At 55.2% G+C, this 22,666-nt stretch carries 15 protein-coding genes; 8 read left to right on the top strand and 7 right to left on the bottom strand.

From position 1 onward, the window contains the following. Positions 1–205 precede the first annotated feature (205 nt). Positions 206–2,800: a winged helix-turn-helix domain-containing protein gene (locus SNR34_RS19690; protein WP_486180023.1), complete on the top strand. Its 2,595-nt coding sequence runs from the start codon at positions 206–208 to the stop codon at positions 2,798–2,800. Between the two features lie 221 nt (positions 2,801–3,021). Beyond that, the gene (locus tag SNR34_RS19685; RefSeq protein WP_486180022.1) at positions 3,022–8,997 is read left to right on the top strand and encodes an invasin domain 3-containing protein; all 5,976 of its coding nucleotides are present in this window, start codon (positions 3,022–3,024) and stop codon (positions 8,995–8,997) included. A gap of 147 nt (positions 8,998–9,144) precedes the next feature. Here SNR34_RS19685 and SNR34_RS19680 read toward each other — a convergent pair whose 3' ends face one another. From SNR34_RS19680 to SNR34_RS19655, 6 genes are read right to left on the bottom strand one after another with little or no spacing between them, the layout of a single operon-like run. Beyond that, positions 9,145–9,486: a cupin domain-containing protein gene (locus SNR34_RS19680; RefSeq protein ID WP_486180021.1), complete on the bottom strand. Its 342-nt coding sequence runs from the start codon at positions 9,484–9,486 to the stop codon at positions 9,145–9,147. 23 nt (positions 9,487–9,509) lie between these two features. Continuing rightward, positions 9,510–9,809: a metal-sulfur cluster assembly factor gene (locus SNR34_RS19675; protein ID WP_339273106.1), complete on the bottom strand. Its 300-nt coding sequence runs from the start codon at positions 9,807–9,809 to the stop codon at positions 9,510–9,512. 20 nt (positions 9,810–9,829) lie between these two features. Continuing rightward, positions 9,830–11,062, bottom strand: coding sequence for a hypothetical protein (locus SNR34_RS19670; protein ID WP_486180020.1), 1,233 nt, complete (start codon positions 11,060–11,062; stop codon positions 9,830–9,832). 13 nt (positions 11,063–11,075) lie between these two features. Further along, entirely contained in the window at positions 11,076–11,726 is a 651-nt protein-coding gene (locus SNR34_RS19665; protein WP_486180019.1) for a DUF2249 domain-containing protein, read from the bottom strand. Then, positions 11,707–12,081, bottom strand: a complete 375-nt coding sequence (locus tag SNR34_RS19660) for a hypothetical protein (RefSeq protein ID WP_486180018.1) — start codon at positions 12,079–12,081, stop codon at positions 11,707–11,709. Before SNR34_RS19660 ends, SNR34_RS19665 begins: the two co-directional genes overlap by 20 nt. Positions 12,082–12,098: 17 nt before the next feature. Next, positions 12,099–12,332 carry a DUF2249 domain-containing protein gene (locus tag SNR34_RS19655; RefSeq protein WP_236411958.1) on the bottom strand — a complete coding sequence of 78 codons (234 nt, stop codon included), beginning with the start codon at positions 12,330–12,332 and terminating at the stop codon, positions 12,099–12,101. A 326-nt stretch (positions 12,333–12,658) separates the two neighbouring features. On the opposite strand from SNR34_RS19655, the gene moaA reads away from it, so the two are divergent. Genes moaA through SNR34_RS19625 form a run of 6 tightly spaced genes read left to right on the top strand, consistent with a single transcriptional unit; the run spans position 12,659 to position 21,787 of the window. After that, positions 12,659–13,660 (top strand): GTP 3',8-cyclase MoaA, encoded by a 1,002-nt coding sequence (moaA, locus tag SNR34_RS19650; protein WP_486180017.1) that lies wholly within the window; start codon positions 12,659–12,661, stop codon positions 13,658–13,660. 55 nt (positions 13,661–13,715) lie between these two features. Next, entirely contained in the window at positions 13,716–17,438 is a 3,723-nt protein-coding gene (locus SNR34_RS19645; protein WP_486180016.1) for a nitrate reductase subunit alpha, read from the top strand. Next, positions 17,428–18,897 carry a nitrate reductase subunit beta gene (narH, locus tag SNR34_RS19640; RefSeq protein ID WP_236411960.1) on the top strand — a complete coding sequence of 490 codons (1,470 nt, stop codon included), beginning with the start codon at positions 17,428–17,430 and terminating at the stop codon, positions 18,895–18,897. Before SNR34_RS19645 ends, narH begins: the two co-directional genes overlap by 11 nt. A 20-nt stretch (positions 18,898–18,917) precedes the next feature. Further along, positions 18,918–19,553 (top strand): nitrate reductase molybdenum cofactor assembly chaperone, encoded by a 636-nt coding sequence (narJ, locus tag SNR34_RS19635; protein WP_486180015.1) that lies wholly within the window; start codon positions 18,918–18,920, stop codon positions 19,551–19,553. Beyond that, positions 19,550–20,275: a respiratory nitrate reductase subunit gamma gene (gene narI / locus SNR34_RS19630; protein ID WP_290371399.1), complete on the top strand. Its 726-nt coding sequence runs from the start codon at positions 19,550–19,552 to the stop codon at positions 20,273–20,275. The genes narJ and narI overlap by 4 nt, the downstream gene beginning before the upstream one ends. Continuing rightward, complete coding sequence (locus tag SNR34_RS19625) at positions 20,276–21,787, top strand: nitrate/nitrite transporter (protein WP_339273089.1); 1,512 nt, start codon at positions 20,276–20,278, stop codon at positions 21,785–21,787. It begins immediately after the preceding gene. Positions 21,788–21,949: 162 nt separating this feature from the next. Here SNR34_RS19625 and SNR34_RS19620 read toward each other — a convergent pair whose 3' ends face one another. Further along, positions 21,950–22,654 (bottom strand): Crp/Fnr family transcriptional regulator, encoded by a 705-nt coding sequence (locus tag SNR34_RS19620; protein WP_339273087.1) that lies wholly within the window; start codon positions 22,652–22,654, stop codon positions 21,950–21,952. Positions 22,655–22,666 lie beyond the last annotated feature (12 nt).

Raw genomic sequence — 22,666 nt, 5'->3', positions numbered from 1 at the left:
GTTGTCCGTTTACGGGCAGTACATAACGAGGTGCTTCGCAGGGGCTTGAGCGGCTTCTTGCCGGCAAGGGCGTCGAATTAGGTATGCATTTGCATGCTAAGATTAGCCGAAGGACTTGAATGAAAGCCGAATTTCGTTTTCAATTTAGTTATGACCGCAACAAGCTGCATTCTGGTTCTTTATTATCCCGAACGGAGGCAACACATTGAGAGCGAACCCCGACATCATGAAATACAAATTGGAAGTCCCCGAACCCCGTAAACATTGGATAAACCGAAAGCTGATTCAACCACCTTCAGCAGGAGATTTGCCTCAAGGAATCACCTTGATCACCGCACCTGCCGGGAGTGGGAAAACAACAGCGATGACGCAGATCGCGCACAGCGGCAATCACCAGATCGCATGGTATGCGCTGGATGAACATGATAATGATTTGCGGAGATTTTGGCGTTACCTCGTACATATGCTGCATCCCTACCTGACGGCGGGCGCGAGTGACCGTCTGTTATCGCTGCTTGCGGAGTATGCCGATCGCTCGTTGAAACCGTTTCTGGACCAGTATCTTAACGATGTATACGATATCCAACCATCGATTTGTGTTGTCCTTGATGATTATCATGTAATCTGGAATGAAGAGATTCATGAAACCCTGAATTACTGGCTTCATCATTTGCCGGCGAACATTCACGTCCTGATCGGTTCACGTTCAGAACCGCCCCTTAAGGGATGGCAGACGTGGAACGTCAAGGGCAAACTGCGAAAAGTCAATGCACTCCAATTGGCGTTTACGGCCGAACAGGCGCAGGAAATGTGCAAAACGATCCTGGGTGGAGAACTTCCCAAGGAATGGGTGAATGTGCTGATCAAGCGCACGGAAGGCTGGGCTGCCGGTCTTCAGCTGGCGTTGATTTCCCTTCAGCAGCGGCCAAGCGGGGAGTGGGCCGATTGGGTTCGGCATCTCGATATGGACCAATATATTGAACAATATCTGTTGGAAGAGATATGGAACGGATTGGATGAACAGGTCCAACGTTTTTTGCTGGAAACGTCCGCTTTGGCCAGATTCAATGCCATGTTGTGCGAGGAGGTAACCGGTCTTGCGGATTGCGGAGAAAAGTTGGGATTTTTGCAAAGTAATGGCTTGTTTCTGATCCCCCTTGAAGGAGGGTACTTTCGTTATCATCATTTGGTCGGCCATTTTTACGAAACGAGGTTAAGAGAGCGTTCCCCGGAGCGCTGGCTTGAATTAAAGCGGAATACCAGCAAGGCTTATGCACGCATGGGCTGGCATGAAGAAGCGGTGGAATTTGCTTTTGCAGGCAAAGCTTATGATGCAGCCTCCGCAATCCTGGAGGAGCATCTTCATGGATTCGTTCAGCGGGGGGAATTTTCCCTGCTCCATGATTGGCTTGCGCGCTTCCCGGCAAAGTTTCCGGTGTCAGACCGGATCAGGCTGGTCCGTGTTTTCGTAAGCTCGGTGCTGGGCAAGCACGAGGATGCGCGTACGATGATGGAAACGATGGAAAATGAATTGTTCGGAACACCTTTGCAGCCGGAACAGTTGGAGCTCTTGAGCGGACTGTTTTTCGTCAAAGGAAATGCGGCGTTTCATTCTGGCCAATTCCAGGAATGGTTTCGGTTTGCCGAATCTTTTCAGCTTCGGCTTCCGCAGGACCCGGTTTTTTTCGATTTTAATTATAACTTCAACCAGCCCTTCGTCCGCTATACTACCTTTGGCCTCGGGGGCGTCTTGACAGAAACGACGGCAGAGCTGGGGCAAAGGATAACAACGATCCTGAAACAGAATGGATGGGAAGAATCGCTGATGTGCCAATATGTCATGCAGTCATTGGTCGAGGGATACTACGAGTGGAATGATCTGGATCGATGCAGAACGCTGTTGGACCGAATTACGGCAAAGGGGCGTTATTTGAAGGTTCCGGGATTGTTCGTTCCCGTCCGTTTGATGATGGCCCGGTTAAGTGTGGCGTCGGGAGACCGTGCAGGTGCCAGAGTGATCGTCGAACAGACGCTTCAGCGAATGGATCGCGTATCCGACATGCCTTGGCATCGGTCGTTGATAACGTTTCTTGCCGAGATGGACCTCGCAGAAGGGGCCGTGGATCAGGCTGAAATGCGTTTCAAGGAGATACACCTTTCCCCGGATCATCGGGTACATTTAGGGTCGATTCAAGAGACCCTTGTTCTTGCAAGGCTGCTGATTGCCCAGGGCAGGGCGGATGAAGGGCAGAGGCTGCTGATGCAGCTCTCCCTGCTGGCAGAGGAATCCGGCATGGCCAACGTGGCTGTCTCGTCGTCAGTCCTGCAAGCTTGGGGGGATCTGGTTCAAGGCAAAAGAAAACAAGCGGCAGAACGAATCTCTACTGCCCTTCAACGTGTGATGCCATTTCGTTATACCCGTACTTTCGTGGACGAAGGAGGCTGGATGCAACGGTTATTGGAAGAAATGATGGTCCATTCGGCATTCGATAACCAACCTGCGTTGAAATCCTACGCCGCCGAGCTGTTGTCCGTCCTGAAAGCGGAAGGGAATGGCGAAGCAGCAGAGGCGCAGCTTGACATCGACGGTTATGAACTGACCGCCAAAGAAATCGAGATGGTCAAACTGCTTCATCTGGGTTGCATGAATCGCGAGATCGCGGATCAGATGGGGCTTTCGCCGGGCACGGTCAAGGTGTACCTGAACCGAATCTACAACAAGCTTGGCGTGCGCACCCGGACGCAGGCTGTTCTGGTAACCACTCCGGTACCTCTCGCTTACCCGCCTTATCCAGGATAGGTATCAGATTACAAATAGAAGTTCCGCACAGCCGCAGCACGAGTGGAGCTTCTTCCGGTTTGCGGCCGCTTCCCCTGCTTAAAATCCCGGGAGTTAACTTTAGTTAATTGTAGGCCACGGCAGGCTTTGATAGGATGTCGATAGGAATAAAGGCCCGGTTCGCGGGCCGGTCTTTTATTCTTGCGAGAATGGCATCCATCAACACAAAGGGGAAGGTTTATTTGCACTTATTACGTAAAATCGTCTTGGTCCTGATCGTTTTCGCGCTGGCGATGCCGCAGATTGCAATCCGGCCTGCCGAGGCGGCCTCCGGTCTGTCGACCTCCATCAAAACCGCCGGGGGAGGATACCTGCATTCGCTGTTTATCGCCGAAGACGGTACCGTCTGGACGTTCGGAGATAACAGCGCGGGTGAGTTGGGCGACGGCACGACACAAAATTCGTTTCGTCCGGTCCAAGTCATCAAATTCGACGGAACCCCCTTAACGGGAGCCAAAGAGGTGGCAGGGGGCGGTTATTATTCACTGGCTTTAATGGAAGATGGAACCGTCTGGGCGTGGGGCAGGGGAAGCAGCGGAGCTCTTGGGAATGGAGCGACGGTTGACCAATACCGGGCGGTGCAGGTGATGCAGTCCAACGGAACCCCGATCCAAGGGGTGCAAAGCATTGCCGCAGGTTACTATCATGTGCTGGCGCTAAAGGAAGACGGCTCTGTATGGGGATGGGGTTCCAATTCTTCGAATGTATTAACGGATTACAACGATTATCAAATGCCGCGAGCCGTACAATTAAAACAGTCCAGCAGCTCCTATCTTACAAATGTCAAGGCCGTAGGCGTCGGAGATTATCATTCGATGGTCCTGAAAAACGACGGGACGGTATGGGCATGGGGATACGGTGGTTTTAGTGCCTTGGGTAACGGTTCCACCAATGATTCCGCATACCCGGTCCAAGTCATCGATGCGTCCGATCAGCCCTTGGCCGATGTCGTCGGCATTACGGGCCATCGTTTGGGCGGACTGGCTTTGAAATCCGACGGTACGGTATGGGGATGGGGATATAATGAAAATTATAACCTGGGCATCGGGGATGGAGTGACAAGCAGCACCAAGGCCTTGCAGGTACTGCAAACCGGTTCTGTCCCGTTAACCGACGTGGCAGAGCTGGCAGGCGGAGGCCGGGTCACCGTGGTTCTCAAGAAAGACGGCTCCGCATGGTGGTGGGGCATGCAAAATCGAAGTCTGAAAGTGGCCACGCGTTTGATTAACGATGCGTCCGACATCGCGGCTGGAGACACTCATGTGCTCGTCACCAAAAGAGACGGAACCATATGGGGCGGTGGATGGACTTCGAAAGGCGAGCTTGGTATTTCCAATGAAGCGACATATATCTATTATACCAGTCCCATACAGGTATACCCCGCTACCTTGCGAATGACGTCGAACCAGAACCGGCTTACTGCGGATGGCGAAAGCAAAGCTTTAATCACCGTTACTTTGCTCGAAGGCAGTAAACTGCCGATCGGAAAAAGTGAGGGCAGGCTGCAGCTTCAGGCTACCCTCGGCGAGCTTGGACCCGTCACCGATCATGGAGACGGCACCTATTCCGCCGAATTTACGGCATCAACAACGACCGGGAATGCTGTCATCAGCGGTACGCTGAATGGCTATCCCATGACCGCAACGACAACGATCACGCTGGTGCCCCTGCCACCTTCGGCCGAGAAATCGACCGTGTCGTCAAGCCCTTCGTCCATCATGGCGGACGGGAGCAGCGCATCCACGATTACGGTACAACTGAAGGATGCAAACGGCAATTCGTTGACTTCCGGAGGCCATGCCGTGAAGCTCTCCGCGACTTCCGGGACGCTCGGAACGGTGCGGAATAACGCCAACGGCACGTATACCGCGATACTAACCTCGCCGACAACCGTCGGTTCTGCCACGGTTTCCGCATCGGTAGACGGAGTCCCGATCCGGCAAACGGCAACGGTTCAATTTCTGGCCGGTCCGGCTTCGGCAGACAAATCGACCATCAGCGCATCGGCAAATACGATTCCAGTCGGAACGGGCAGCACATTAGTTACCCTCCGGTTATTTGATGCTTACGGGAACCCTATTGCATCAGGCGGAAACACCGTCAAATTGAAGTCGACTTTGGGAAGTTTCGGTAAGGTGAGCGAGTTGAACAATGGAACCTTTACAGCTACGCTGCAGGCGGGTACGGTTTCGGGCAAAGCAACGATCCGTGCCGAACTAAATGGGACTCCCTTAAAAGATCAAGCCGAAGTCATGGTTGAGCCCGGTGCGGCATCCCTCTCGAAATCGACGCTTATCCCTGAGCAACCCATCCTTGTTGCCGACGGGACAAGCCTTACCCAGATCAAGCTGCAAATCCGGGATGATTACGGCAACGATTGGATGGCTTCCGCCGGACAAGTGACCATGAATACAACGGCAGGCGTCCTGTCCAAAGTCACCGATCTTGGCGACGGCAGCTACACAGCGACGCTTAAAAGTGAGATCAAAGTCGGCACGGCTGCTGTTTCCGCGAAATTGAACGGTGCTGCGGTGACTCAACAGGCTTTTGTTGAATTTTCTCCGGGTCCAGCTTCTGCCGCGGGCTCTACCTTTATCGCTGACCGTCAGCAGGTAACCGCCGGAACAGGCGAAGCCAAGTTGACCGTCCAGCTGTTCGATGCTTACGGGAATCGCCTTACAAGCGGCGGAGACAAGGTGGCCATTAGCGCGGACAAGGGACAAGTCGGCAACGTGACGGATCAAGGGAACGGTACATATACGGCTGCCTTTACCGCTCCGACGAGCATAGGGAACGCCGAATTATCCGTCACGGTAAACGGTTCACGACTTCCCGAGACTCTAACGATCCGTATTGAACCGGGGAATGTATCCGCTGCGGCCTCCTCCGTTGAAGCGAGTGATTCCTTCTTAACGGCGAACGGCGTTAGCGAGACTACGATTACGGTACATTTGAAGGACGCTTACGGCAATCCCGTTACCCCTGGCGGGGAGCAGGTAGAGATTTCTGCTTCAGCAGGAACCTTGACACAGGTGGAAGATCAGGGGAACGGCATCTATAGTGCGGTCCTGACCTCGAGCACTTTCACAGGTACGTCGACGATCACGGCTTCCGTGAGCGGTCAGATTCTGGATCATTCGGTCCATGTCGAGTTCGTGCCTGGCACAGCTTCGGACAAGACCTCCGACCTGATGGCCGAAAGCGCTCAAATCACAGCCAACGGCGTGAGTTCGACATCGATTCTGTTGCAGCTGAAGGACGAATTCGGAAACCTGCTTACAACGGGCGGAGAACAAGTGGATCTTCGGACCACGGCAGGCACCTTGAGTTCGGTATTGGATATGCAGGACGGCACATATACGGCGATATTGACATCAGACACGACGGCCGGAACTGCTGAAGTCACCGGCGTTTTAAATGGTGTCCCTATGGTGAACGCCGCTGCCGTACAATTTCTTCCGGGTCCTCCTGCAGCAGATCAATCTACGTTGACGGTGGACCGCAGCGTCCTCTCGACGGATCCGGGAAGCAGTGCGGAAGTGACGGTGCTGTTGAAGGACGCCTATGGCAACGAATTGATCACCGATGAGGGTGCGGGTCGTCTGCAATTGGCTGCCACGCTAGGCAGTCTTACCGCGCCTGTTTATGCCGGGCAAGGCCGATATACGGCCCAAATCCAATCGAGCCAGGCCGGTAAAGCAACGATCACGGCCATGATCGATGGAGCGATGCTGCCCACGGAAGCAGAAGTGCAGTTCTTGCCTGGTGAAGCTTCGCCTTCAACCTCGTCTATGGTTACTGATACCGAACGTTCGACCGCAAACGGTATCCAGTCCGCAAAGATTACGCTGCAGTTGACGGATGCCTCAGGCAATGCGTTAACGGATGAAGCCGTTCTGCCCGACGTGCAGCTTTACAGCTCGTTAGGCAGCCTTTCGGCGCCGGAATATGCAGGGGGAGGCAAATACACTGCCGAGTTAACGTCGACCCGTGCCGGAATCGCTGCCATTACGGCAACGATCGATGGTATCCTGCTTGATTCCAGGCTCCAAGTAGAATGGCTTCCGGACGTCCCGTCCGCACTCGCGTCTACTCTGACGGTGGACCGGCCGGCTGTGCCGGCCAATGGATCGGAGCATGCGTCGCTCGAACTTAGCGTACGGGATGCATACGGGAATGCTGCCGCCGGCGAAGTCCGGCTCGAATCTACGCTTGGAACCGTCACCGAAGTAACCTATGTCCGTCCTGGGACATACACGGCGGAACTTCGTTCAACGGAAGCGGGGATCGCTGACATTCAGGCCTGGATCGACGGTGAGCCTGTTTCGGGCAAAGCACAGGTTGCTTTTACGGATGGAATTTGGTTCTCGCCTTCGTCCTATCGAATACCGTTGGGGGAATCTGTTCGTACGGTCGTAGAGGTCACCTATGAAGATCAGGCATCGGACCGCACGGACGATGTTGATTTTCAGTATGAGGACGGCATCATACAGGTGTCTCAAGCCGATGATGGGGACTGGTATATCACCGGTCTTCGAACGGGACAAACCGTGCTTCAGGCGGTATACGCAGGCGAATCCGGTCCTCTGACGGCAAGCGTGCCCGTTACGGTGTTTGCAGTGCCGACCCGGTTGGAGTTCGCCGAACCGAGTTATTCGGTAGAGGAAGGCAAGCGTGCCCAGGTTAACATCGTTGCCGAATATTCGGACGGAACGACGAAAGACGTGACTGCGGAAGCGGCATATGCCATGCAAGACGACAGCATTGCCGCCATAGACGCCTCGGGCCGATTGCTCGGGATCAGGGCGGGAACCACGGGATTAAACGCGGAGTTCGAAGGGTTGAGCGCATCCGCCGATGTTAAAGTTTCGGCTGCAACCGTTCCTCCCCAGCCTGGAACGGGAAGTGGAGAGAACGGAGCGGGAAGCGTGACTTTACCGACGTCCCCGCCGTCCGGTTCGATCGAGACCAACCATGATCCGGAACAGATGCTCGAGTTTGAGATCCAATTCGACGAAACCAAGCGTGAGCTTGTTCGGTTGAGTTCGGAGGAGCTTTCGTCCGGACGCATTGTGATCGATACCGAGGAAGGCAGCCGCCAATGGAGCCTCTTGACGTCCCAAGCCGTCCTGAATCAGTTAAGGATGATCAACGACGATTTGATTGTGGAATGGAAGACACCTCTTGGAACCATCGTTCTACCCTTGGGCCAGATCGGAGATCAAGATTTGTCCGATTCTCAAGAACAGATTCGCATATCCCTGCGAGAAGCGGAGAGTGAGGTCCAATCCAATGTGGAGAACATAGCCGGCAGACTCGGGGCAAATCTCAGGATGAAACCGTTTGTTCTGTCGATGGAAACTCTGGATCGAGAAGGTAATGCGGCGCCGATGGTTTCTACCGATCATTCGATCAAGTTCCGTATCGGCAGGGCCATGGTCCAGGGGGACAAGCAAACAACTGCAGCCACGCTGGATCCGATTACCGGGAAACTCGGCTATGTACCTTCGCAAGCAAGCGACGATGCATTGGAGTTTCACATCAACCCGGGTCGGTTATATGCGGTGCTCGAAGTCCGCTCCTCATTTACGGACATGTCCGGGCATTGGGCCGAGAGCGCTGCCGAACGGCTGGCGACCCGATTGATCGTCCAAGGCACAGGCCAAGGAAAGTACGAGCCGGGACGTGCTGTAACGCGAGCCGAGATCGCGAGCATGTTGGTCCGGATGTGTGGATCCAGCAAGCAAGGAACGTCCGAACCATTCGGCGATGCTTCGGGTCAATGGTATTCCAGCGACGTGCAGGCTGCGTATGCAGAGGGCTGGATTCATGGTTATGCGGACGGGACGTTTCGTCCGGAAGCCGGTGTATCCCGCCAGGAACTGTTCGTTATGTTGGCCAGAACACTTGAGTCTATGGGATATCCCGTAAAAGAGACAGGTGCACATCTGCCTTACTCGGATCAGGCATCCATCTCGGCGTGGGCACAGAGTGCGGTCCGGCAGCTCACCGAAACAAATCTCCTGGCTGGCGATCCGTCGAACAGGCTGCAGCCTTTACGGACGGTCACTCGGGCAGAGGCTGCTGTGCTGCTTGAACGGATGATGGAACTCTCGTCCAATGATCAAGTGCAAGCTCAGGAAACCGGTTCACTTTGATATAACTTGATGAATCGTTGTGTATGAAGAAGGCAGTTGATCGGGTGCGATCAACTGCCTTTGATATGTCCGGAACCGTTTCGAAGTGTTCCAAGCAAACGCCGATGGTGCAGCAGCGAAACTTCAAGTGCGATATGCCGCGCGCAATTAGACGTTCTGTGCATAAGAAGCGCCCGGCACTTTGTTCAGCACAACAAACAGTCGTGCTTCGGTGTTGCCGGTATTATGGAAAGCAAACTCCGTGTCGCCGCTGCAGCAGATGACATCTTCCTGCTCCACGGCATGTTCCTCTCCGTCCAGAAGCAGCGTGCCGGAACCTTCGACGACGAGCAGAATCACGTCCGTGCCTGGATGTTTATGCGCGGGAAGCTGTTGTCCCGGCCGAAAATGAAGCGCAAACGTCACACCGTCGCCTTGTTTGAACAAGACACGTTTCGTAAAGCGTTCATCGTCGAATGCTTTGACCTCAAATAAGGATTGAATAAGCATTGAAATTCCTCCCTGTGAACGAATTAGAAGTATCCCAGCATTTCCTTGGCGTTATCCGACATCAGCTGCGGGGTCCATTGCGGTTCCCAGACAAGCTCCACCTCGATCGCATCCTTACCGGTTTTCTGCTGCAATACCCAACGAACGGCGCCAACGATCGTGTCATGCAAAGGGCATCCGGGCGTCGTCAGCGTCATGCGGACATATACCCGCTCCGCCTCTTCCTTCACCTCGTATACCAAACCCAGGTCAACGATGTTGACCCCGAGCTCGGGGTCGTAGACTTCTTTCAGACTTTCCAGCAGATTCGGTGTCTGTTCCATCTCTCTCACACTCCATTGTTCTATCGTTTGAAAACCAACGCAATGTTGACCATGTACGCGATGGAAATGAGGGACAGCAGGGTGCCGCCAACCATCATGACCTCCGCCAAATCCAGCAGGATGCCGCTTACGAGCAGCATGCTCGCAGCAGCCATTGCCATCATGCCCCGCCATACCATGTTCTCGCTCAGCATGCCAGCCATCAGCGGAACGCCGGGACGGCCTGCCTGCTTGCCGTATTTATGCGTCCACCAAAGGAAAGGTACGATTTTGGAAGCATAACCGAGAATCGTCAGCGATACCCAGCCTCCGAGATATATCCACCCTGCCAGCAGCACAACCCTGGAATCCAGCAATAGATCCGGATCTTGGGCAGCGTATATGAGCAGTGCCAGGGCAAAAGCGGCAGCAGCTCTGGTGACATATACCGACCAACGAATACCGGGCCCCGGATTGTTCTTGTTTCGCTTGTCCTGGATTTGTTCCAGATGATAGGCATAACAGACAAGCGCAGCCGCGAGCAGCAGGAGCGCACACCAGAGCATGAGGCCCTGGATGCCGGTCAGAAATGCTGCCGCGCCCAGAATGACAGCGGCGTTCCAGAGATAGAGAACGGCATGCTGCAATCGGGCCGGATAATGGTGGGACAGGTAGAACATCGGCAGCATTTTGTAGCTGAATCCCGTGATCAGCATGCCGAACCAGCCGAGCGTGCCCATCCAGATATGTGCGCCAAACAATCGTTCATGCAGCCCGTTCCACTGGCCGAAGGCAAAGTTCAAACCCATGAGCATGCCCGACAAGCCGGTCAGGACAAGATATAGGCAGGCCAAGGCGGCACTGACGGTGACCGTATTCCAGTGGGAGGCTTTGAACAGGGTGACGCCCATGTTCCATGCGAATATCAGTATGCCGATCAAAGCCAGCGTTGCCGATCCGGCAATCCAACGTACATCGCCCTGGATGAATCCGTACAGCATGCCGGCCAGCCCGATCAGGAACGTAAAGTAGTGGACGTAGCCCAGCTTCAGACTATAGATGTCAGATTGCAAAATGACGTGAATCAACTGGTACACCGCCCCCATAGCGAGCATGGATGCCCATCCAAGCACGAAAAGGTGGGCATGGAACCAGCCTTCAGGACCTCTTAGATCCTCGCCAAGCCAGCCTGTCAGCGATAGCAGGGAAAACAAATGATAAGCGAAAAAACCGAGGATGCCCGTCAGGATAAAGAAAAACGGCAGCCTGGACATGGCGACTCCCTCCTTACCCTTTCACGATGCTCACTTTGGCTGTGCCGTCTTCCTGTTCTTCCACCGTGTAGCTGCAGCCGAGCCGGTTCAATTCCTCGATCAGGAAAACGGGAACGCGGTCGTTGTGGATCAGCACAACTTCCCCGGGTCGGCAGCGATCAAGCGCTGCAAGCGTGCGCATCATCGGCTGCGGCGGCTCCAGCCCGCGGTTATCGAGCGTAATGGCCTTGGCTTCCGCTTGGGCAGCGACCGGCTCATCAACGGAATTCCGGTTGGCAGCCGGGGAAGCGTGGAAATCTGCGTCCGCGGCCATATCCGGCAGATCCGGTTTCCCGGCACAAGCCGAAAGCTCGTCGTGGGCTTCGGTGCGGGACTCGACCGCCGATACGCCTGACTGCCCTTTGGGCCAAGTCTTGTTTTTTTTGTGTACAAAGGTGGTCACCCAATGATCCGCGCTGATCCGCTCCGCCGTGCTGGAGTATCCCTTCATTTTGAGAATGCCGAGCAGCGGCGTCGGTTTGAAAGGCGCGTGCAGTACGAACACATCTTGGGGATGCAGCCCTTTGACGGTATCCATAATCAACTGGAACGGTTCCAGCTTCTTGCTAAGGTGGGGCCGGACGTCCAGCTCCACGATCGGATGTTCAGCGTGGGACATGGTCATTCGCATCCCTTCCTTTTTCACGGCCCGGTTCCGGGCCAGCCAGTTCTTTTGCCGATTCGTACAATGCAGCCATGCCGCCGTAAAGCGCATGGAAGAACGAGTCCGGCGCATCCAGCGAGAAGGACATATATTGTTTGGGATCCATCCCGAGCATGTGTTCGAATAACGACGCGCTGTCGTATGCGTAAAAGCAAAAATGGGTGAAGGCGAAGCTGGGCATTTTTTCATAAATGGTGATGATATCTTCCGCATATTTGGCTTGCTCGCGCCCGGCCAGTTGAACCATGGTTACGGCGTCGTCCAGGCCGAGGGTGATGCGCAGCGTTTGGTCGTCGATGATGTCGACTTGCGCCATGACGGATCAGCTCCGATCTATAATTTGCTGATTTTGACCTGGAACGTGGCAGGACCTTGCTCAATGTACTCCCACTCGAATTGGTCCGGATGAACGGATTGGAACTGAAAGCGAAGCGGCACCGGATCGTGGTCGTTAATGAGCAGCATGGCTTCCTGTGGCTGCAGGTTTTCGAACGTTTCGAAGATGACTTTATGTTTCAGATGCGGTGGATACTCGGTCGCGTTAACGGTTGCTGCATATGGCTTCATGGAACATTCCTCCAAGCGGATATCGTTTTTTTGTGCTGCACGATCATTATAGAAAAGCCGTAAAGGCGTCTGTGTGAGCATGCTCACACCTGAGGCATTGTCATAATCTTGCCTTATTTATGCAAAAATCGGGTCTAAGCAGGATGGGCCAAGGAAAAACGGCAGTTGGCGTGTGCGCTAGTTATCAGGCGTGGTGACTTTTTTCACAGTTTGCATGTCAAACCATCCTTATATTTAGCGTCTAGATGACAGGTGATGGGAGGATTCGCATGATCCTTGATCCGAGAACAAGCCGGAACATGCCGACCAGAAGGGGGACGATGCGTATGGAAAGCAGACTGGTGGACCCGTTCGGGCGAGTGCACGACTATTTGCGGATTTCGGTAACGGACCGCTGCAACCTCAGGTGCGTGTACTGCATGCCTGAAGAAGGCATGCAGTTCGAACCCGGCGAACGCATCATGACTTATGAAGAGATCACGTCCGTCGTAAAGGCCCTCGCTCCTCTGGGGGTTCGCAAGCTGCGGCTCACGGGGGGGGAACCGCTGGTGCGGAAACATTTGGACCGGCTTATTTCGATGTTAGCGAACATACCGGGAATAGAGGATATTTCCTTGACGACGAATGGCATGTATCTGGCATCTTGTGCGGAGCGTTTGCGGGCCGCGGGATTAACCCGCGTCAATATCAGCCTGGATTCGCTCAAGCCCGACCGTTTTGCCCTGATTACGCGGGGCGGCAAACTGCAGCGCGTTCTCGACGGCCTCAAGGCAGGCCGGGCGGCGGGTTTTCATCCCGTCAAACTCAATGTGGTGCTGATGAAGGGTGTCAATGATGACGAAATCAGCGACTTTCTGCGCATGACGCTGGATCAGCCGATCCAGGTGCGTTTTATCGAGTACATGCCGATCGGCGGGAGCGTTTCGGGCTGGAAAGCCGGTTATTTGCCGCTCGAAAAGGTGCTCGAAACTTGCGGGCAGTCATGGAGTTATGAGCAGGATGCCGCAGTTTACGGGAGCGGGCCCGCCGACAGCTACCGCATCAAAGGAGCGGCGGGCAGTTTTGGGCTGATCCATCCGGTCAGCAGCCATTTCTGCGGCAGCTGCAATCGGCTCAGGTTGACGGCAGACGGCAACATCAAGCCGTGCTTGTACTGGTCGGACGAATTCAACGTCCGTCCGCTCGCGGGGGACGACAAAGCCGTGCAAGAGCTCTTTTTCAAAGCGCTCGGTTCCAAACCCGAAACGCATGCCATGGCGCAGGCATTGAACGACCAGGACATCGGCGGGGTTCCGACGCATCGCCGCATGTCTCAAATCGGAGGTTGAACATGAACAAGGCTTCTTATTCGCAACAAAATGTCACATTTGTGGGAGGACAACGATGAGCAGCAAAAAGATGCCGTGGATGGGCAAACTCAAATATTTTGTCAAACGCGAAAAAAACGAGGAAGGCTGGAGCGAGATGTCCCCGGCCAGCCGGGACTGGGAGGACGTATACCGCCGGCGCTGGCAGCACGACAAGGTGGTTCGTTCCACGCACGGAGTCAACTGTACGGGCTCCTGCAGCTGGCAGATTTACGTTAAGGACGGCATCGTGACCTGGGAGACGCAGGCGACCGACTATCCGTCGACAGGGCCGGATATGCCCGAATTCGAACCGCGCGGCTGTCCACGGGGCGCAAGCTTTTCCTGGTATTTGTACAGCCCATTACGCGTCAAATATCCTTACGTTCGCGGCAAACTTCTGGAGCTGTGGCGTGACGCGCTCAAGGCGCATGGCGATCCGGTCAAAGCATGGTCCAGCATCGCGGATGATCCTGCCAAAGTGAAAGCCTACAAGGCGGTTCGCGGAAAAGGCGGGCTGGTGCGGGCTTCCTGGGAGGAGGCGACGCAAATCATTGCGGCATCGATGATCCATACGATCAAGCAGTACGGACCTGACCGGATTATCGGGTTCTCGCCGATCCCGGCGATGTCGATGGTCAGTTATGCCGCTGGTTCGCGTTTTCTGTCCCTGATCGGTTCGCCGCTGCTCAGCTTTTACGATTGGTATGCGGATCTGCCGCCGGCTTCGCCCCAAATCTGGGGAGACCAGACGGACGTGCCGGAGAGCAGCGACTGGTATAACTCGGGATACATTCTCGTATGGGGCTCCAATCTGCCGATGACGCGCACGCCGGATGCCCACTTCCTGGCCGAAGCCAGATATCGCGGGACCAAAGTGGTATCGATCAGCCCCGATTATGCCGAATACGTGAAATTCGCGGACACCTGGATGTCGGTGAAACAGGGCACGGACGGCGCGCTCGCGATGGCGATGGGGCATGTCATCCTGAAGGAGTTTTACGTCGATCGCCCGACGGATTATTTCATGCAGTATGCGAAGCAGTACACGGATTTCCCGAATTTGCTCATGATTGAGGAAAAAGACGGCGCATTCGTTCCGGGCCGCTTCCTGCTGGCCGAAGATTTGGGCATGGAAGGCAACAACATGGCGTGGAAAACGCTGGTATATGACGAGAACAGCGGGACATATGCCATTCCGAAAGGAAGCTTGGGCTTCCGTTGGGGCGAAGAAGGCACATGGAACCTGCAGATGGAGCAGGTGGAAACCGGCGAACCGATCGATCCGCGCCTGTCGATGCTCGGCGTTCACCACGACGTGATGACGCTGCAGCTGCCATACTTCGATGATCAGGGCAGACATGTCATGGAGCGGCAAGTTCCCGTACGCCAGATCTGGGTCGATGACCGGTGGATCATGGTTACGTCGGTGTACGACCTCGTGTTGGCGAAGTACGGCGTCGAGCGCGAAATGACGCGTTCCGCCGATTCGGCGGATGCGGTGCCGGCACGAAAAGCGGCTCATAAAGCCGAGGGACCTCAACCGTTTACCCCTGCATGGCAGGAGAGCATCACGGGCGTGGACCGGGATACGGTTGTGCAGATCGCCCGCGAATTTGCGCAGAATGCGGTCGACACGAAAGGCCGCTCCATGATCATCATGGGCGCGGGCATCAACCACTGGTACAACTCGGACGTCATCTACCGCGCCATCATCAACTTATTGCTCATGACGGGCTGCCAAGGCGTAAACGGCGGCGGCTGGGCGCACTATGTCGGACAGGAGAAGCTGCGTCCGGCCGAAGGCTGGCAGACGATTGCTTTTGCCCGCGACTGGACGGGACCTGCCCGTTTGCAGAACGGGACGTCGTTCTTCTACTTCGCGACAGACCAGTGGCGTTATGAAGAGACCCCGGTCGGCGAATTGACATCTGCGCTGGAAGGCAATCCGAGATTCCAACATGTGGCGGACTACAACGTCATGGCCGCGCGGCTCGGATGGTTGCCGTCGTATCCGCAATTCAACCGCAACTCGATCGACCTGCATCAAGATGCGCTGAAAGCAGGGGCATCGACGAAGGAAGAGATCGGCAAATATGTGGCGTCCGAGCTGCAGAACAAAAACCTGAAGTTTTCCATCGAGGCGCCGGACGATCCGGCAAACTTCCCGCGCGTTTTGTTTGTATGGCGGGCCAATCTGATCTCCAGCTCGGGCAAAGGGCATGAATATTTCCTCAAGCATTTGCTCGGCGCAACGAACGGCCTGCTTAACGATGACGATCACGGTTTGCGTCCCGAACATGTCGAGTGGGCTGATGAAGCGGCCGAAGGCAAGCTGGATCTGATGGTTAACATGGACTTCCGCATGGCAGGTACAGCAATGTATTCCGATATCGTGCTGCCTGCCGCGACCTGGTACGAAAAAAGCGATCTCAGCAGCACCGACATGCACCCGTTCGTGCATCCGTTCAATCCGGCGGTCGCCACGCAGTGGGAATCCCGTTCGGACTGGGACACGTTCAAGGAAATCGCGCGCGTCTTTTCCGGCATGGCGGAACAGCAGTTCGACGGACCTCAGCAGGAGATCGTAGCGACGCCGCTCCTGCACGATTCCCCGGATGAATTGGCCCAGCCTTACGGGCAGATTCGCGACTGGAGCGCCGGCGAATGCGAGGCGATTCCCGGACGCACGATGCCGCACATCCATGTGGTGGAGCGGGACTACGCCGCCGTTTACGACAAAATGATCAGCCTGGGGCCAAACGTAAAAGACAAACCGATCGGCACGAAGGGAATCTCTTGGACGGCAGCCGAGGAGTACGAGAAACTCAAGAGCGTATTGGGCAAACAGCGCAAAGACGGCATCGGCAAAGGCTGTCCGGACCTCAGTACGGACCGGAACGTAGCCGAAGCCATTCTGACGCTCTCCACCACCACGAACGGCAAAATGGCCGTGCGCGCCTGGGAATCGCTGGAGAAGAAAACGGCGCTGCACCTGAAGGACTTGGCCGAGGAACGCTCCGAGGAATGCTTCACGTTCGACGAAATCACGTCGAAACCGAAGACGGTCATTACGTCGCCGGCCTTCAGCGGTTCGGAAAAAGGCGGCCGCCGTTACTCCCCGTTCACGACGAACGTGGAAAGACTCATTCCGTGGCGGACGCTCACGGGCAGACAGCAATTTTACATCGATCATGCGATGCTGCGCGAGTTCGGGGAGACGCTGGCCACGTTCAAGCCGATCCTGAAGCATACGCCGTTTCATCCGAACAGCAAACGTCCGGTCGAAGGCGGCAAAGAAATCGTGCTCAACTATATGACGCCGCATAACAAGTGGTCGATCCACAGCATGTACTACGATGCCCAACCGATGTTGACGTTGTTCCGGGGCGGGCCCACGATCTGGATGAACCATGAGGATGCTGCCGAAGCCGGCCTCGCCGATAATGACTGGATCGAATGCTTCAACCGCAACGGGGTCGTTGTGGCGCGTGCCGTCGTCACGCACCGGATTCCGCGCGGGGTGGCCTTCATGTACCATGCCCAGGACCGCCACATCAATGTGCCGGGTACCAAAATTTCGCAAACGCGCGGAGGCACGCACAACAGTCCGACCCGCATTCACGTGAAACCGACGCACATGATCGGCGGTTATGCCCAGTTGAGCTATGGATTCAACTACTACGGCCCGACAGGAAATCAGCGTGACCTGAACGTCATCATCAGAAAACTGCAGGAGGTGGATTGGCTTGAAGATTAAAGCACAAGTCAGCATGGTCATGAACCTGGATAAATGCATCGGTTGCCACACATGCAGCGTAACGTGCAAAAACACGTGGACGAACCGGCCGGGCGCCGAGTATATGTACTGGAATAACGTCGAAACGAAACCGGGCATCGGTTATCCGAAGCAATGGGAGGATCAGGAACGTTACAACGGCGGTTGGGAAATGAAAAACGGCAAGCTGGAGCTGAAGTCCGGCGCTCGCGCCAAACGGCTGCTTAACATTTTCCACAATCCCGACCAGCCGACCATCGATGATTATTACGAGCCGTGGAACTACGAATACGAGAAATTGACGAACAGTCCGGAGAAAAAACATCAGCCCGTCGCGAGACCGAAATCCCAGATTACGGGCAAATACATGGAGCTCGAATGGGGTCCCAACTGGGAAGACGACCTGGCGGGCGCCCATGTTACCGGGCTGGAAGATCCGAATATGAAAGGCATTGAAGATTCGATCAAAATGGACTTCGAGCAGGTATTCATGATGTACCTGCCCCGCATCTGCGAGCACTGCCTGAACCCGGCCTGCGTCTCTTCCTGCCCATCGGGCGCGATGTACAAACGGGAGGAAGACGGCATCGTGCTCGTGGATCAGAATGCCTGCCGGGCATGGCGTTTCTGCGTCTCCAGCTGTCCGTACAAAAAGGTGTACTTCAACTGGCAAACGAACAAAGCCGAGAAATGCACGCTCTGTTTCCCGCGGATCGAAGCCGGATTGCCGACGATCTGTTCGGAAACATGCGTCGGCCGCATCCGTTATATCGGCCTGATGCTGTACGATGCGGATCGTGTGGAAGCGGCGGCTTCAGCCGATAACGAACAGGATCTGTACGAATCGCAGATGGGCATTTTCCTCGATCCGAACGATCCGGAAGTCATTCGGGAAGCACGCAATTCCGGCATTCCGGAGGATTGGATCACTGCAGCCCAGCAGTCGCCGATCTATAAAATGGTCGTCGATTGGGGCATTGCGCTCCCGCTTCACCCGGAATACCGGACACTGCCGATGGTATGGTACATTCCGCCGCTTAGCCCGATCACGAACCGGATCGAAGGCCAGGGCAGTTCGCTGGAGGCGAACGACATTTTCCCGGCGATCGACAATATGCGCATTCCGGTCGAATACCTGGCCAACCTGCTGACCGCCGGAGATACGACCCGCATCCGCGCCGTATTGCGCAAAATGGCCGTCATGCGCATTCACATGCGCAACCAGCAAACCGGAAAACCAAGCGAGCCGTCCCTGCTGAACAGCGTGGGTATGGATGCGCAGGAGGTTGAAGACATGTACCGGCTGCTCGCGATTGCGAAGTACAACGACCGCTTCGTCATCCCGCCGGCCCACCGTGAGGAAGTGGAGGATTTGTTCAGCGAGCAGGGCAGCTGCGGATTAAGCTTTGCCGGCGGTCCGGGTTCCTGCGGCGTATTTTGATGTGAAAGGAGGCAGCAACGATGACAACCGATGTCAATGAGGGAGCTGGCACGACCCTTGTTCATGATTGGGATGCAGCGAGAATGGTGTGTAAGCTCCTCTCGTATTTGCTCCAGTATCCGGATGCCGAATGGCGTGCAGGATTGCAGGGCTTCCGCGAAGCTGCAGGCTCCCTTACAGATGGCGAGGCCCAGGAGGTGTTGACCGCGTTCTCCAGACGAGCGGAAGAGGCGGATCCAATCCGCTGGCAGGACGAATACGTGCGCACATTCGATTTTGACAAAAAATCGAACTTGTACTTGACCTATGCCGTGTACGGGGATGAACGCGACCGTGGGCCTGCGTTGATCGAACTCAAGCGCAGATACGAGGCTGCAGGTTTCTATATGGAAGGCAGCGAATTGCCGGATTATTTGCCGATGGTGCTTGAATTTGCGGCTGAAGCTTCCGAGGAAGAGGCGCTTGGCGTAATCTCCGTGTACCGCAAGGCGCTGACGGCAATGGCGGAAAGCCTGTCCAGGCTAGCAACGCCATACGCGCCGCTGCTTGAATTGCTGCTTCGGGTGCTTCCCGAGGCGGATAACGATGCAGCCGTGGAGGCAAGCGCCGACGTCGGCTCGCAGAACGGATTATGGACAGGTGGGGTGAAACGGTGAGTACATTGGAGCTATTTTTATGGGGGGCTCTGCCTTACATGGTGGTCATTTTCTGCATTACGGCCACGATCTGGAGATATGTCACTAATCCATTCGGCTGGACGTCCAAATCGAGCGAAATGCTGGAGAAACGCATGCTTCGCTGGGGGAGCCTGCTCTTCCATATCGGAATTTTTGCCGTTATATGCGGTCATATTGCGGGTTTGCTGGTGCCGGTAGAGTTTTACCACTGGATGGGGTTAAGTGACGAGGGCTACCACCTCGTTGCGATTGCAGGCGGCATGCCTGCCGGAATCATTGCTTTTGCCGGGGTGGTTCTGCTGCTGATCCGACGCTATGCGTCGCCCAGGGTTCGCGCAACGAGCAGCGCCGGCGATTGGATTGCCTTGATCGCGCTGGTCGTCGTTATCGTCTCCGGCCTTTTGGCTACTTCGGCCAATGCGGTGAACCACACGGGGTTTGATTACCGGACCACGATTAACCCGTGGCTGCGCGGCCTGATGATATTCCAACCGGACCCGACGCTTATGCAGACGGTGCCGATGAACTTTAAAATTCATATTTTGCTGACGTTTGTATTGTACTGCGCGTTTCCGTTCACCCGTCTCGTTCACATGCTCAGCATGCCCTTGGGCTACCTGAAACGGAGTTACGTCGTATATCGCAGACGGGACGGGGCGGTATACCCGAATCAAGAACACAAAAAAGAAAGGGCGATGTAAATGCAAAACAAAGGTAAGGTGCAATTGCCCTTGCAAACGGCCAGTTTGATTCTAGGGTTCATGGTATGGGTGATCCTGTCGTCGCTCATGCCGTTCATCAAAGAAGACATTGCGCTGACTTCTTCCCAACTGGCCTGGTCCACGGCCATTCCGGTCTTGATCGGCTCGATCGCACGGGTTCCGATCGGCTATTGGACGAACCGGTACGGTGCGCGCAACATTTTCATGATCAGCTTCATTCTGCTGCTGGCTCCCGTGTGGTGGGTCAGCCGCGCAACGTCGTTTGCCGATCTTGCCATTGGGGGATTTTTTCTCGGCATCGGCGGAGCGGTATTCTCTGTCGGCGTAACGTCGCTCCCGAAATATTACCCCAAAGAGCGTCACGGCTTCGTGAACGGCATTTACGGCATCGGCAACCTGGGAACGGCTCTGTCCGCATTCGGTGCGCCGCTTGTTGCCGACAAGTTCGGCTGGTCGACAACGGTGCTGCTGTACAGCATTTTGCTGGTCGTCATGGCTGCCCTCAACTTTGCGCTCGGCGACAAAAAGGAAACGCGCGTCAATGTGCCGCTCATGCAGCAGCTCAAGGCAGTATCGCGTAACAACAAGCTGTGGCTGCTGTGCCTGTTCTACTTCTTGACATTTGGTTCGTTTGTGGCGTTTACGGTGTATCTGCCGAACTTCCTCGTCAGCCATTTCCAAATGGACAAAGTGGACGCAGGCGTTCGGACCGCGGGATTCATCCTGCTTGCCACCATCATGCGCCCTGTCGGCGGCTGGCTGGGAGACCGGTTCAATCCGTTTAAAATTCTGATGTTTGTGTTCGGCGGATTAACGATCGCAGCCATCGTGCTGTCTTTCGCGCCGTCCATCATGATGTACACCGTAGGCTGCCTGACGGTTGCGCTGTGCGCCGGGACGGGCAACGGCACGATATTCAAATTGGTGCCGCTCTACTTCGTCAAGCAGCCGGGCGTGGCCAATGGTATCATCTCCGCAATGGGTGGTCTGGGCGGCTTCTTCCCGCCGCTGATGCTTACGATGCTTTACGGCATGACCGGACATTATGCCATCGGCTTCATGGCGTTGTCCCAAATCGCGCTGGTGAGCCTGGTGCTCGTAATCTGGATGTTCTACCAGGAGAAGCTGCAGCTGTCGGCCAGCATTCTGGAAAACACGGTGGAGGCGATTCTGATCACGGACACCCATAGCGTCATTCGTTCCGTGAATCCGGCATTCACCGCCGTGACGGGTTACAGTGCGGAAGAAGCCGTCGGGCAGAAGCCGAGCCTGCTGAAATCAGGCAAGCAGGATCGGCAGTTTTACGAAAAATTATGGTCGGAGCTGAAGCAGAAAGGGTACTGGCAAGGGGAGATATGGAACCGGAAGAAAAACGGGGAGGTCTACCTGGAATGGCTTAGCATCACCGCGATCCGCAACGAAGCGGGCGAAGTGAAATATTACGCAGGCATGTTCAGCGACATGGGAAAACGGGATATCCCGGCAACGTAGTTTCATCGCATGCTTCTGCTTCATCGACACACAAAAGACCTTAACGCCACGACTGATGTTAAGGTCTTTTTCATACGATCGAAACGTAGGGCTTCGATCCGGGAACAGAAATAACTTCGTTTTCGGAAGGGCAAACGTGGGTGGCGTAAAGCGGCGGAGGCTTCAGACGGTGTCCCTCTGCTGTTTCAGCGCAGGCAAATCGTAAATGACGATCCGGCTTCGGTCCACATCGAGCAGCTGTTCCTTGGACAATTGGTTCAACAGCCGATTGGCCGTTTCGCGCGTCGTTCCGATTGAATTGGCGAATTCCTGGTGGGTCATCGGCAGGTTGATGACGATCTTGCTGCCGTCGGCCTGTCCATGCTGTTCGGCCAGCATGAGCAGGAAAGAGAGCACGCGATTGCGCACGTCTTGTCCGGACATGACTTGCAGCTTGTCCTGAAGCTCGCGGATTTTGTCTCCGAGCACGCGCATGATTTTGATGGCGATGGCCGGCGTATTCAACATTACGCGTTCGAAGTGCCTTACCGGAATGGCGAGCAGTTCGGATGGCGTAATGGCTTCGGCCGTAGCCGGGTATGGATGGGCATTGAAGAAGCCGGTATGCGGAAACATGTCGCCCGTTTTGAGGAAGGAAACGATCTGCTCGTGTCCGTTTTCGTCCGTTTTATAGGCTTTGACGATCCCGGTGCGAATGAAAAACACGGCTTCCTTTTCGCTGCCTTCGGTAAAAATGACCGTTTTTTTGACCATTTTCCTGGAGATGGCGATGTCCTCCACCTGTTTCAATTCTTCGGGAGTCAGATCCTGAAAAATGGGGAATTGCTGCAGAAACTCCGCAGCCGTATCTTTGTTTTCCCTGCGCATATTCGAAATCTT

Source organism: Paenibacillus sp. XP01 (assembly GCF_057364885.1).
The sequence above is the reverse complement of the archived record's forward strand: the minus strand, read 5'-3'. Positions and strand labels throughout refer to the sequence as shown.

Excerpts from the sequence above, each read along its gene's own strand:
- SNR34_RS19680 (WP_486180021.1), bottom strand. The coding sequence starts at position 9,486 with ATGCTTATTCAATCCTTATTTGAGGTCAAAGCATTCGACGATGAACGC.
- SNR34_RS19675 (WP_339273106.1), bottom strand. The coding sequence starts at position 9,809 with ATGGAACAGACACCGAATCTGCTGGAAAGTCTGAAAGAAGTCTACGAC.
- SNR34_RS19670 (WP_486180020.1), bottom strand. The coding sequence starts at position 11,062 with ATGTCCAGGCTGCCGTTTTTCTTTATCCTGACGGGCATCCTCGGTTTT.
- SNR34_RS19665 (WP_486180019.1), bottom strand. The coding sequence starts at position 11,726 with ATGACCATGTCCCACGCTGAACATCCGATCGTGGAGCTGGACGTCCGG.
- SNR34_RS19660 (WP_486180018.1), bottom strand. The coding sequence starts at position 12,081 with ATGGCGCAAGTCGACATCATCGACGACCAAACGCTGCGCATCACCCTC.
- SNR34_RS19655 (WP_236411958.1), bottom strand. The coding sequence starts at position 12,332 with ATGAAGCCATATGCAGCAACCGTTAACGCGACCGAGTATCCACCGCAT.
- moaA (WP_486180017.1), top strand. The coding sequence starts at position 12,659 with ATGGAAAGCAGACTGGTGGACCCGTTCGGGCGAGTGCACGACTATTTG.
- SNR34_RS19645 (WP_486180016.1), top strand. The coding sequence starts at position 13,716 with ATGAGCAGCAAAAAGATGCCGTGGATGGGCAAACTCAAATATTTTGTC.
- narJ (WP_486180015.1), top strand. The coding sequence starts at position 18,918 with ATGACAACCGATGTCAATGAGGGAGCTGGCACGACCCTTGTTCATGAT.
- SNR34_RS19625 (WP_339273089.1), top strand. The coding sequence starts at position 20,276 with ATGCAAAACAAAGGTAAGGTGCAATTGCCCTTGCAAACGGCCAGTTTG.
- SNR34_RS19620 (WP_339273087.1), bottom strand. The coding sequence starts at position 22,654 with ATGCGCAGGGAAAACAAAGATACGGCTGCGGAGTTTCTGCAGCAATTC.